We start from the raw sequence: 13,069 nt of genomic DNA, 5'->3' as shown, positions 1-13,069 counted from the left end.
CTGATGGTTTACAGCGTATCGGCTTGTTCGGATAAATATTTTGCTACGCCTTCTGGCGATGCATCCATTCCCGCTTTACCTTGTGTCCAACCCGCTGGACACACTTCTCCATGCTCTTGATGGAATACAAGCGCATCAACCATGCGAAGCATTTCATCGACATTTCGACCAAGAGGTAAGTCGTTGACCACTTGATGACGCACCATTCCATCTTCGTCGATTAGGTCAGTAAAAATGGAATTGCGTTAACGCCTTATTTATTGGTGCTCATCCACAAATATGCAACGGCTTTCCATGACTAAATTTTTTGTTCATTGCCATTTTCCTAAAAACATAAACGCGACTCATTAACATTAAAAAATGAAAAATGGGCTTGCCAATTTACTGAATAACAATTATTATCATTTGCAGATTCATTTGGAGTATCTTTTATGTTTGTTTGTATGTGCTACGGAGTGACAGATAAAGCGATTCGTGCCGCGGTCAACGAAGACGGCATAGGAAATATTCGCGAACTTCGTGAAAAACTGGCGCTCGGCTCTCAGTGTGGCAAGTGTATTCACATGGCGCAGCAAATAATTGATCAAACAATTATAGATGAATCACTGTTTAAAGACGTGGGTTAGCGAAACCGCAACGGCTTCTCATACCGTCGGTGTAAGACTCTCATCGACTATTCGAACGTATACTCAAGTCCGAAGTAATAAAACGCACCATTAATACCGCCTGGAGAAGTGGGCGGATACAACGCACCAACCTCGCCTCTAAATGGGTTTACTTCAGGCCTATTATCAAACGCATTTTGTACCCCTAAAGAAAGACGCACCATTGGCACGACCTTCCAACTTGCTTGCGCGTCAAATGTGGTAATTGCATCGCCAAATATATCCATACCTGATGACGCATCTAAATGGTCCTCGTAAAATGCCCCATAATAGTTGAGCCTCCACGTGAAATGCATATCGCCGTGCGTTTGCTCGAGTGTAACGCTGCCTCTGTGCGCTGGAAGGTTGTCTTCTAACATTCGAATACGTTGGGAGGTAAGGTTAGGTGCCATCACAATGTCGTCGTTAACCCGTGTAGGATAAAGCGTAACTCGCTCTACTTGCGTATCGGTCCAGTTATACGCAAGCAGTATTTTGTTCACCCAAGCGCCAGTTTCAAATGCATAGTGCAAGACTAGGTCGACACCTTGTGTCTGTGTATCAAAGTCATTGGTGAAATATTTAGCAGCGTTGTATTGCGCGGCGTCGACTCGCCCCTTATCGATAAGCGCATTGACGTCTTGCTCTGTAAGCGGGATAGCTGATGTGGTGCTGATTCGATTGCTCAATCGAATATTGAAGTAATCGAGGGTCGCGAAAAACGAATCGCTACTATGCATTACCACCCCAACGCTAAAGTTAGCCGACTCTTCCGGCGTAAGTGGAGTAGCGCCAAGTTGCTGAGAAATCAAATCGGTAGGAGGCAGTGTCGCTTGGTCTTCCAACCCATTAGCACCGTAGGCTGTTGTTACATTAATGACATTACTTTGCCCTACTGTGGGCGCTTTAAACCCAGTATTGACAGAGCCTCGAAGTGAAAAGGTATCGTTGAGCTTATATCGGCTGCTAAGCTTACCATCGAAAGTTGCTCCAAAATCAGTAAAGTGTTCAACCCGAACGGCCATAGCAACCTGCCACGCCTCCTGGATATAAAATTCAACATCGGTATATAACGCCCAGTTACTGCGACTCCAATGCCCTTGCGATTGAGGCTGATACCCTGGAAAACCATTCGAGCCAACACTGAAGCCTTGCGACAGGCCTGTGGCAGGGTCAAAGGCAAAAATTCCCGCTTCATAAGAAGCGCTATCTCCTGCTGTTTGAAAGTACGTTTCTCTTCGCCACTGCGCACCTAACGCTATACTGACGGGCTCTTCGAATACCGACTGAATAAGTTTTACCGCATCGATATTGATGGTTCTTTCTACTTGACTCACTGAGCCCGGTGAAAAGCTAAGGGGAGAGTCCGGTCCAAGTGATGGGTTTACCGTTTGATTAAGCCTGTAGGCAATATCGCTATATCCAACGCTTACGCTTGCGTCGACCGCCCATCCACTTTGTAATTCTTTCGTAAAACCAAGATAAGCGCTTGCATCGGTTATTGTACCGCTAAATTGCGGTGTGAAGCCCCCGGGAAACCATTCATTAAATGCGAAGCAGTTTGCACCTAGGGCAGTGCTATTATCAGCAATCAATAAGTAATTCGGGTCTTGCAGCACGTTTTTATCTGTTAATGTGACTTCAGGACAGCGGATCCCGTTGTTTAGCCCATCAAGGTCAGCGATAAGAAGTTGTTGCTGGCCGTTATCTGTGTCGGTGGTTCGAAATACGCCCCCTCGGGTTTGAGGGTTACGAAAATAAAAACCGCCAGTAATATCTTTACGCGCAAGTGTCGCAAAGCCATAACCTTTAAGCGTGGCTGAAACATCCCAACCAGCATTCATAGAGCCCTTTATGTCCTCATTTACATCCAATGTTCCCCACACTTGAGCAGGGTCTGAAATAAACGTATTCCCTTCTTCAATTAAACGCAGTGCATCATCACGCTGTACCGACCTAGATGTGCCTTGTTGTTGCCTATATTCTACTGTGGTGTTGATAAACCCATTGTTGAATAAACCAAACCCTTTATTGGCTTGTAGTTGCACAAGCTCACCATCGCCCTGCGAGTATGTGCCAGTTTTTACTGCAATGCTGCCTTCGCTGTTGCTGTCTTTAAGTACAAAATTGATAACGCCTGCTATCGCATCAGAACCATATTGTGCAGCAGCGCCATCACGGAGTACTTCCACCTGCTTCAAAGCATACGAAGGGATCACTGATATATCAGGGCCTTGTGCACCGTCTGATAACCCGCCTCCTAAGAACGTGATAACGGCTGAGCGATGTCGCCGTTTGCCATTTAAAAGTAGTAACGTGTGATCGGAAGCCATTCCACGTAAATTTGCAGGCCTTACCAAACTGGTAGCATCATTGATAGGTTGGTCATTAACGTTAAGCGAGGGGACCATCACGCTCAACATTGATAATACGTCGGCATTACCTTGGTCTCGAAGTGATTCAGAGCCAATAATGTCAAGGGGAACGGGTGAGTCGACGACACTTCTAGGCGTACTTCTGGTGCCAACAACGGCAATACGCTCAAGCGTTCCCCCCTCGTCTTCTGGGGCTTGTGGTTCGGTAGTGACACGGTTCACTCTTTTAGCGTTAAGTGATCCCTTTGAACGAATACTTACGGTTCCACTTTCGTCGGTCACAATAGCAAGCTCAGTTCCCTCAAGCAGCTTCATCAACGCTTCTGATAGCGTATATTCTCCTACTAATGACTTCGTTGTTATTTTCTGTGCAATGTCGAAAGGAAACAGTAATGTAGTATTCGCTTGCTTAGCCAGTTCAGTCAGTGCGTCATCAGCTTCCTGAGCGGGGATAGAAAATTGAAATGAATCACCGGTGGTAGGGCTACTCTGCTCAGTTTGGGCATAACTTAAATTGAAAAGCGCACAGGTTAACATCGGGAATATTATCGTCAGGCGCAAAAAGGGTGTCGAGCGTAATTCTCGACCAAAAATCAACCTTTTAAAAAGAGCGTTACTACTGCGCAAGATAGTATTTCGGAGTAATTATTATAATTTTTCTATACTGTCATATTAACGAAGGTGCTGCCAAGTAATTAGCAGCCCTAGCGCGTCGTATCTACATGCATTTACCCTTTGGCGATAGATAACTGAACGTTAGAGTCAGTTACCTTTTTGTAGTCGACGTTGAAACTGTTTTTCAGTGCTGACAACAGGCCGTCTATATCGCCCACCTTAAAATATCCTGCGACTCTGCGCTGACGTAATGCTTCTTCGGTAATCGTAAACCTAACTGGGGTATACCGGCCTATTTCAGCCAATACGGTTTCAAGCGGTTCACCCTTAAATACAATCATGCCTTGCTGCCATGCCAGGTCATCGTCGATATCATTCTGCGTTAAGTTTTTACGCGCTTCAACATCGCCTTTTACTGTGGCTTTTTCGCCAGCGAACATAAGTAAACCTTCTTCCGCAATAGGCTTACTGCTAAATAATGACGCATTCGATTGAAAGGCGTTAAACCTGTCTTTCACCAACACTTTACCGTCAGTAACAACCAGTTCAAACGCGTTGTCGTCAACGTACTGCATATTAAATGCAGTCCCCACAGCAGTGACGGTGTTGTTACCTGCGGTAACGGAAAAAGGACGTGATGTGTCGTGTGCTACATCAAAGTGCGCTTCGCCCCGAAGCAGTACGATATTTCGCGCATCTTCAGAGAAATTCACCGTTACGATAGAATTGGTATTCAAATGTAGCGTTGACCCATCGGCAAGTACGACGTTCTTTTGCTCACCAATACCGGTTTGTACTTTATCGGTTACCTGGACATATTCAGGCGCAGCGCCAAGCCAAGCTCTATCGACAATAACCCCTACCGCAATCGCCATAACGAGAAATGCGGCAGCAATACTCCATTTAGCCCGTGTACGCTGAGCGCGCTGTGACCGCTCCGATACATCAGCATTGCGGGGAAACAAGCCACTTAATTCATTTAGCACCGACATGTCGTCCCACAAACTAGCCGCCTCTAAAAGTGCTGTTTTGTGGGCTTTACTTTCCATTAACCATGCATTTAATTGCACATGCTCTTCATCGCTCAGACTGCGATCAAGGCGGCTTATCCATAAGCATGCTTGCTCTTGGATATCCTCTTTACTTGAAAACTGACGAATATTATTCATGTTAACTACGATTTCGGTCCTGGGTCGCTACACGTGACGGACGGGCGGACGTCTCATCGTTGGAAAGCTCTGCTAAATATTTAGAACAAAGCATTAAGCCTTTAGCGACATGCTTTTCGACAGTACTTTCGCTAAGCCCCACCAGCTCAGCGATATCTTTTTGGCGCATGCCGTAAACCTTTTTAAGCAAAAATACGCGTTTAACATCGGCAGAGAGCGTATCGGTTGCCCTGCAGAAGTGGATAAAACGTTCTTTGCTTTCTACGTTCTTTTCTAAGCTATACCCCACTAATTCGTGAGGTAAGAAATCCATATCATCCACCTGTTGGCTATTTTTGTATTCTGCTTTGGCGATATGATTGAGCGCTAAATTCTTTGCCGTTTTCAGCATATAAGTGCGCTCGTACTGTATTTCTTGTTTTAACTCAGCTTCATAACTTTTTATAAATGCTTCTTGGACAATATCTTCAATATCATCCTTACCAACAATAGCCCCTACCGTACGCATTAATTTTGCGCGGTATTTTACGAAGGTATCCGCTAGTGTCGACTTTTGATTCATATTTTTATTTTTGACTGTTTCAAATTAATTACATTTAACACATTCAGTGTGCCAACAAACCTCATTGGTTGCACCATTTTTCATTGTTCTCAACGAAATAAAGGGGGCGGCTGCCCCCTGTATCTGATTTACGCCCTAGAAGGTATAAACACCTCTTAAATAGTAGAAGCCACCATTGATGCCGATAGGCGCCGTTGTTGGATATGCTGAACCAGCAATCTGTGCGTAGGTAATACCACCCGCGTCAGTATTGTTTTCATCAGGATATTCATCGAAGGCATTCTTCGCACCTAGTGTTACAGTAAACTCTTCAGTGAAGTTGTAAGCCACTTCAAAATCGAACGTGATTTCAGAACCCACTTCTTCGATTGGCAACGCTGAATCTAAGTGATCTTCAAAGATGCTACCGAAATAGTTCATGCGCGCTAAGAAACGCCATTCGCCATTAGTGTGATTAGCCGTTGCGCTGTAACGTACCGCAGGGAGGTTGTCTTCTAACATGCGGATACGGAAATCAGAGATGTTGTCTGACGCACGGTCTACTTCTGTCGACGTCCAGTTATAAGCAAGTGAGAATTTAGTGTCACCGCCCATCATTTCCATCGCATAGTTCGCTACAACGTCTACACCTTCGGTAGTCGTGTCGAAGTCGTTGGTAAAGAAGCTAATCTCTTGGAAGCTAGACGCATCATTTACGCCTTGCGCAATTAGCGTAGCAATATCTTCGTCTGTCAACGCAATACCAGAAGCCGTACTGATACGGTCAGTAAGCTCAATGTTGTAATAATCAGCAGTAATGAACACGCCATTATCAAAGTTTGCGACCACACCGAACGTAATGCTTTCTGACTCTTCAGGTGTTAGCCTCTCACCGCCCTTAAGCTGCGATACAGGATCAGTTGGCGGTAACGTTGCACGGTCAATTAATTCACCGCCCGTACCAAACGCAGTCGTTACGTTACGTACATTACTTTGCCCAAGCGTAGGCGCTTTGAAGCCCGTTGAGAATGCACCGCGAAACGCAATGTCCTCAAAGGCTTGCCAACGAAATGCAATCTTCCCTTTCGTTGTATTACCAAAATCAGAGAAATCTTCATAGCGTAACGCACCGGCAAGCATGAAGTTTTCAGTGATATATGCTTCTGCATCGATGTACATAGCAATATTGTTGCGGGACACACGGCCTTGGCTATTGGCTGCCAAGCCAGGGAAACCATTAGAGCCAATGCCAAAGCCCTGTGTCGCCAGCGGACCTATTTCATAAGACGCAGTATCACCTGCAAAGCTTTCATAACTCTCGTTACGGTATTGGAAACCTGCAGCCACGAACAGCGGTTCGTATAAACCAACGTCGAATGGCTTGGTGAAATCTACGTCAAGTGTTTGCTCAGATTGCGTGTAGCGACCCGGACTAAACTCAAACGGCGTATCTGGACCCAATGATGGGTTGATAGTGTTGCTGATTGAAAAATCAACTTCGTTTTGACCTAAGTTTAAACTTACGTCATAAGTGATGTCGTTATCTAACTCGCCTTTGGTACCGAATACCAATGACATATCAGTTACGGTGCCGCCAAAGCGCGGCGTAAAACCACCTGGCAAAATTTCGTTAAACGCGAAGCAGTCTGGATTATTTGCAACTTCGTCAATATAGCGTGGGTTTTGAAGTACGTTAGCACCCACAGCAATATCTGTCGGACAGTTGCCTGACATGTCACCCGTTAAGTCACCCACGAGTAATAATTGTTCGCCTGCATCGTTAACACCACCGTCATTCACGCCACCACGATTGTGTGGGTTACGATAGTAGAACCCGCCTTCCACTTCACGTTCAGCATAGTTACCGAACATGTACGCTTCTGATGAATTAGAAAGGGTGATACCCGCGTTAGCAAACAATTTGATGTCGTGCTTAATTTCAGGTGAACCCCATATTTGAGCTGGGTCTGCCACAAACGTATTGCCGCCCGCAATCAGGCCCGCCGCATCGGCACGTTGAACACTACGAGACGTATCGTCTGCCGTACGGTATTCGGCTGAAAGGTTCAAAAACCCATTTTCAGATAACGGAAGTCCCACGTTACCTGATAGTTGAATCATGTCTCCATCACCTTCGTAGAACGAACCGTAACGGGCTTCAAACATGCCGCCTTCAGACGCATCGCTTAATACAAAGTTAATTACCCCGGCGATAGCATCTGAGCCGTATTGTGCTGCTGCACCGTCACGTAATACTTCCACCTGCTTCAGTGCTGACGCTGGTATTACAGAGATGTCAGGCCCCTGAGCACCATCAGAAAGACCGCCACCTAGAAACGTAATTACCGCTGAGCGATGACGACGCTTACCGTTTACAAGTACAAGTGTGTGATCCGATGCCATGCCACGAAGGTTAGCCGGACGCACTAGCGTTGATGCGTCATTGATAGGTTGATCGTTCACGTTAAAAGACGGAACAACCGTTTGCAACATAGATACCATGTCAGTGGAACCTTGCTGCTTGAATTCTTCATCGGAAATAATATCGATGGGTACCGCTGAATCGGCAACTGAACGCGGCGCGGCGCGCGAGCCTACGACGGCGATTTGCTCAATATTTTCTTTTTTAACTTCTTCTGCTTCTTGAGCATGAACAGGCGCAACAGCGATAGCAGACATAGCTGCAGATACCGCTAACACGCCTCTAACGTGTTTGGTAAGTAATGACAAGGATGTATTCATAATGGTTTCCCGGGTTTTCTCTTTGGCTTTCTACGGCAAGCGCAAATAGGGTAGAGATTAGTTTATTTTTAACCTTCAACACTGGCTGAATGATTGTCAGCACCCCGTTTTTATAGACGGTAAGATACTCAAAAACAAACGATTTTTGGGAAAATAAATATATATTTTTAGGGCGTAGAGGATTTCGGTTTTTGGCTTGTCTATTACTTAATGGTAGGAATAAAAACGACGGTTTTCCATAGGATACCAATCAAAAAAGCCGGTTAAAAACCGGCTTTTCAATCTTATTCTTCTTCTTTGTACTTTTCAGCCGTTTCTTTAATTAAAGGCTGTAGTTCGTTTTGTTGGAACATCTCAATAATGATGTCACAACCTCCAACAAGTTCGCCATCAACCCAAAGCTGAGGAAACGTTGGCCAGTTTGCGTATTTAGGCAACTCGGCTCTTATATCAGGGTTTTGAAGAATATCAACGTAGGCAAAAGGTTCACCACAAGACATTAGTGCTTGCGATGCCTGAGAAGAAAAGCCACAGCTTGGTAGCTTGGGAGATCCCTTCATATAAAGAAGAATTGGGTTCTCACCGATTTGTTCTTTGATGCGGTCTATCGTTGATTGGTTTTCAGTATTATCCATTGGATCCTCTCGGCACAAAAAGTATGGTTTCTAGATGGGAACATACAATCAAAAATTCAAGGTATACGGTAGCATAAACATTACTATTCGGTCTTTAAATTCATGATTATTGTCTTACCATCTCATATAGTTTGAGATTATGACGTATTTGGGTGATCTTAATTGCTTTCCTTCTACTAACAACCATTAATGACGTATTTTTAATCTACAAGTAATAACCTGTCGTATTTGGTATACAAACCAGAGACGACTATTCACAAATTTGTCATTGAGTTATAGGAATTAACCCCTATATCCTAACTGTGCCTCTGTTATCATGAGGCTCGCTTTAAAGATTTTTTTATTAATTTGCACGCAGACTGAACAGGCGCAGTGCGAATTGACTAAAGTTACAAACATTTAGCAAACATGGAGACCGTCATGGCTTTTGAACTACCAGCACTACCCTACGAAAAAAATGCTCTTGAACCGCATATCTCTGCAGAGACGTTGGAGTATCACTACGGCAAACATCACGCAACGTACGTCACTAAGTTAAACGGCTTAGTTGAAGGCACGGATATGGAAAGCAAAAGCCTTGAAGAAATAATCAAAGCTTCTGACGGTGGCGTTTTCAACAACGCGGCTCAAGTGTGGAACCATACGTTCTACTGGCACTGCCTATCGCCAAATGGCGGCGGTGAGCCATCTGGCGCACTTGCAGACGCAATTAACGCTAAATGGGGTTCGTTTGCAGACTTCCAAGCAGCGTTCAACGATAAAGCTGTGAACAACTTTGGTTCAAGCTGGACGTGGTTAGTAAAAACCGCTGATGGTAGCCTGGACATCGTTAACACCAGCAATGCACAAACACCGATTTCTGGTGACGACGTAACGCCGGTACTTACTGTTGACTTGTGGGAACACGCTTACTACATCGACTACCGCAACGCGCGTCCTAAGTACCTAGAAAACTTCTGGGCACTAGCAAACTGGGAATTCGCAAGCAGCAATTTCGCATAAGCGTTGCTGAACAAACTGACATAAAAAAAGCCCGCGTTTGCGGGCTTTTTTATTTGTGCTAATTACGCCATCGACTTTTTAGAACACAACAGTAAAGACGCTGCACCAATGGCAGAGAAAACCGCAGCCGTTAGGAACGTCTCGTAAGCGTTAGTGCCTTGTGCCCACTGTTGGCCTGCCATGTAATTACCAAATGCCCCACCAAATCCAAAAGCAACACTAATGTAAACTGCTTGTCCTCGGCTATGGAATGCCTTAGGTAAATATTGATGAATGAAGTGCACTGACACGGCGTGTGTTAAACCAAAACTTAACGCATGTATTAGCTGACTGAGAATAATCACCGACGCGAAGTGTGGGTAGGCCGCCATTGCGTACCAACGTATAGCCGTAAGCAAGAGACTAACAAACAGTAGATTCCATACGCCAAACCACCCAATAAGCCGATTGGCCAGTAAAAATATTCCCACTTCAGCCAACACGCCCAAGGCAATAAATAGCCCCGTTTGCTGACCGCTATAGCCCAAGTCTCTCATGTAAAGCGCAAAGAAACCGTAGAACGCACCAAAGCTAATTTGTAAGCATACTGAAGCAAAAATAAACACGGCAAATGGTTTTTGTTTTGCGTATTTCCAAATGCTGCCTATGCTTTCTTCTACATCAGGCTTGATTGTAGGCGCCACGATAAACAGCGCGCTTATGAACAACAACGCCAATACCCCAACGCTGACATAAATAGGCGTATCTGTTGAGTAATAGTCTAATGCTTTGCCTACGCCAACCGTTAAACATATAAAACCAATGCTTCCCCAAAGCCTTATTTGGCCGTAACTAAACCCTGTATGTTTGACCGACTGCATAGTGATCACCTCTAATTGAGGTAACACAGCGGTCCAAAACATCATCATTAAACCAAATGACAGGGTAAGCCCCCAAAAGCTGTCAAAAAAGAACACTGAGCTGAATGTGAGTACAGTAAGTAAGGTGCCTAAGCGCAATACACCAACAGCGTTCCCACTCTTGTCTGCAATACTGGCCCACATCCCCGGCCCCAGGATACGGGCTAGTGTAATAACGGCAAACAACTCACCGATTTCAGCTGAAGAAAAACCGCGGCCATCTAAGAAAATGCCAAGATAAGGGACTAAAACACCTAGCTGGCCGAAATAAAGCCAGTACGTGATAGCTAGGATGAAAAGTGATTTATTCGTGTTTAGTGACAACGCACAGCTCCGTATGCAAAAAAGCCACTGCGTGTTGCGCAGTGGCATTCATTATGAACTCGTTATTGGAAGTTAGTCTACGTGACCTGGGATCAGCGGCGTAACAGAAGACACATTGGCGTTTTGCGCTCTGTGACGCAGCAAGTGGTCCATCAACACGATGGCCATCATAGCTTCAGCAATCGGCACTGCGCGAATACCCACGCATGGGTCATGACGCCCTTTTGTTACGATTTCGATTTCTTCGCCTTGTGTGTTTATGGTTTTGCCCGGCACTGATATGCTCGACGTTGGCTTTAGTGCCATGTGACAAATCAAATCTTGCCCGGTAGAAATGCCACCTAATACACCACCAGCGTGGTTCGTAGTAAAGCCGTCAGGGCTGAGCGTGTCTCTATGCTCACTGCCTTTTTGATTAATGACATCAAAGCCGTCTCCAAGCTCAACTCCTTTGACCGCATTAATCCCCATCATGGCATGTGCAATGTCAGCATCTAACCTATCAAAGACAGGTTCACCGAGGCCAACTGGCATGTTCTTTACCACAACTGACACTTTCGCACCGATGCTGTCACCTGATTTTTTCAGATCGCGCATGTATTCATCGAGTGCCTCAAGTTTGCTCTCATCAGGGCAGAAAAAAGGATTGGTGTTGGTAATAGCATGGTCGATATTTTCGGCTTTTATTGGCCCCAGTTCAGATAAATAACCAAGGACGTCTATTCCATGTGTTTCTTTTAGGTATTTCTTTGCAATTCCGCCTGCAGCAACACGAATAGCGGTTTCACGTGCAGACGAGCGTCCACCACCACGATAATCTCGTACACCATATTTTTGATCATAGGTGTAATCTGCATGCCCAGGGCGAAATCTATCTGCAATATTAGAGTAATCTTGGCTGCGTTGGTCTTTGTTCTTAATAAGCAGACCAATACTGGTGCCTGTGGTTTTCCCTTCAAACACACCCGACAAGATTTGCACTTCATCATCTTCACGACGGGCGGTTGTATAACGTGAGGTACCAGGTTTGCGTCTGTCCAAGTCGCCCTGCAAATCAGACGCGCTCAATGTTAAGCCCGGAGGGCATCCATCGACCACACCGCCAATGGCTATACCATGGCTCTCGCCAAATGTGGTTACCGTAAAAAGTTTTCCGAAGCTATTGCCAGACATAATGTATTGCTATTCCTTACTGGTAAAATATTCTACTAACGTGGCTTTGTTCACAGCAAAAATACCTTGGCCGCCATTTTCAAAACTAAGCCAAGTTACCGCCAGCTCTGGAAACCTTGTTTCCATATGCACTTCGCTGTTTCCCACTTCGACAAATAACCACCCTTCGTCACTGAGGTAATTTGGTGCCTCACGAAGCATGGTTTCTACTAAGATTAAGCCGTCATCCCCTGCTGCCAATGCAAGCTCAGGTTCGTGATGATACTCATCAGGTAAGTCCGCCATATCTTCAGCGTCAACATAAGGAGGGTTTGAAACAATCAGATCGTACCGCTGGCCTTTCAAATTAGTGAAAAGATCAGAATGTATGGGGTACACGCGATGACTTAGTTGATGCTCTTGAATGTTAATGTCCGCCACTTCCAATGCATCGGTGCTAATGTCAACGGCATCGACTTGTGCTTCAGGGTAGGCATGTGCGAGCGCAATAGCGATACATCCACCGCCGGTGCACATATCCAAAATAGTTGCTGGCGCCTCATTTACGAACGGCGCAAACTCGTTTTGAATCAGCTCAGCGAATGGAGAGCGAGGGATCAATACCCTTTCATCAACATAAAACGGCATACCACAAAACCATGCTTCATTTGTAATGTAAGGAAGCGGCATACGTGTTTGAACGCGTTTAAGTACAAGTTCGGCGACTTTCTCTCGTTCACTTTTAGTCAGTTTGGCGTCAAATAAGCGCTCACCAACGTGTTCAAGGATAGGGTGAGAAAGATGCAACGCCTGCATAACCAAACTGATGCTTTCGTCCCATGCGTTATCGGTGCCATGGCCAAAATATAGGCCAGCATCATTAAAGCGGCTGGTTGCCCAACGAATCATGTCGTGTAATGAGTGAAGATCTTCAATCGCTTCTTCTAGATAAAATTTGTCCGTCATGGGGT

At 45.3% G+C, this 13,069-nt stretch carries 10 protein-coding genes and 1 pseudogene; 2 read left to right on the top strand and 9 right to left on the bottom strand.

Annotated features, from left to right (window positions below; genetic code table 11):
• Positions 1-8: 8 nt before the first annotated feature.
• Positions 9-224 (bottom strand): annotated as a pseudogene (locus tag ACOJRU_RS05325) (peroxiredoxin); the annotation flags it as partial.
• Positions 225-431: 207 nt separating this feature from the next.
• Here ACOJRU_RS05325 and ACOJRU_RS05320 point away from each other — a divergent pair.
• Positions 432-626, top strand: a complete 195-nt coding sequence (locus ACOJRU_RS05320) for a (2Fe-2S)-binding protein (protein WP_421134007.1) — start codon at positions 432-434, stop codon at positions 624-626.
• A 47-nt stretch (positions 627-673) separates the two neighbouring features.
• Here ACOJRU_RS05320 and ACOJRU_RS05315 read toward each other — a convergent pair whose 3' ends face one another.
• From ACOJRU_RS05315 to ACOJRU_RS05295, 5 genes are all read right to left on the bottom strand, one after another.
• Positions 674-3,556, bottom strand: a complete 2,883-nt coding sequence (locus tag ACOJRU_RS05315) for a TonB-dependent receptor domain-containing protein (protein ID WP_421134006.1) — start codon at positions 3,554-3,556, stop codon at positions 674-676.
• Positions 3,557-3,747: 191 nt separating this feature from the next.
• A complete protein-coding gene (locus tag ACOJRU_RS05310; protein WP_421134005.1) occupies positions 3,748-4,803 on the bottom strand; it encodes a FecR family protein in 1,056 nt (351 codons plus the stop codon).
• 1 nt (position 4,804) lies between these two features.
• A complete protein-coding gene (locus tag ACOJRU_RS05305; RefSeq protein WP_421134004.1) occupies positions 4,805-5,365 on the bottom strand; it encodes an RNA polymerase sigma factor in 561 nt (186 codons plus the stop codon).
• 135 nt (positions 5,366-5,500) lie between these two features.
• Complete coding sequence (locus tag ACOJRU_RS05300) at positions 5,501-8,086, bottom strand: TonB-dependent receptor plug domain-containing protein (protein WP_421134003.1); 2,586 nt, start codon at positions 8,084-8,086, stop codon at positions 5,501-5,503.
• A 284-nt stretch (positions 8,087-8,370) separates the two neighbouring features.
• Complete coding sequence (locus ACOJRU_RS05295) at positions 8,371-8,721, bottom strand: Grx4 family monothiol glutaredoxin (protein ID WP_421134002.1); 351 nt, start codon at positions 8,719-8,721, stop codon at positions 8,371-8,373.
• A 420-nt stretch (positions 8,722-9,141) separates the two neighbouring features.
• Here ACOJRU_RS05295 and sodB point away from each other — a divergent pair, with 420 nt between their 5' ends.
• On the top strand, positions 9,142-9,723 hold the full coding sequence (sodB, locus tag ACOJRU_RS05290; protein ID WP_421134001.1) for a superoxide dismutase [Fe]: 582 nt from the start codon (positions 9,142-9,144) through the stop codon (positions 9,721-9,723).
• A gap of 62 nt (positions 9,724-9,785) precedes the next feature.
• Here the strand turns inward: sodB and ACOJRU_RS05285 are convergent, their stop codons facing one another.
• The 3 genes from ACOJRU_RS05285 to prmB all read right to left on the bottom strand — a co-directional run bounded on the left by ACOJRU_RS05285 (position 9,786) and on the right by prmB (position 13,064).
• Complete coding sequence (locus ACOJRU_RS05285; protein ID WP_421134000.1) at positions 9,786-10,946, bottom strand: MFS transporter; 1,161 nt, start codon at positions 10,944-10,946, stop codon at positions 9,786-9,788.
• A gap of 72 nt (positions 10,947-11,018) precedes the next feature.
• Positions 11,019-12,119, bottom strand: coding sequence for a chorismate synthase (aroC, locus tag ACOJRU_RS05280; RefSeq protein ID WP_421133999.1), 1,101 nt, complete (start codon positions 12,117-12,119; stop codon positions 11,019-11,021).
• 9 nt (positions 12,120-12,128) lie between these two features.
• Entirely contained in the window at positions 12,129-13,064 is a 936-nt protein-coding gene (gene prmB / locus ACOJRU_RS05275) for a 50S ribosomal protein L3 N(5)-glutamine methyltransferase (RefSeq protein WP_421133998.1), read from the bottom strand.
• Positions 13,065-13,069 lie beyond the last annotated feature (5 nt).

This window comes from Alteromonas algae, assembly GCF_049117195.1.
GTDB lineage: Bacteria > Pseudomonadota > Gammaproteobacteria > Enterobacterales > Alteromonadaceae > Alteromonas.
Note: the sequence above shows the minus strand (reverse complement) of the source record. Positions and strands in the feature narration are given on the sequence as shown.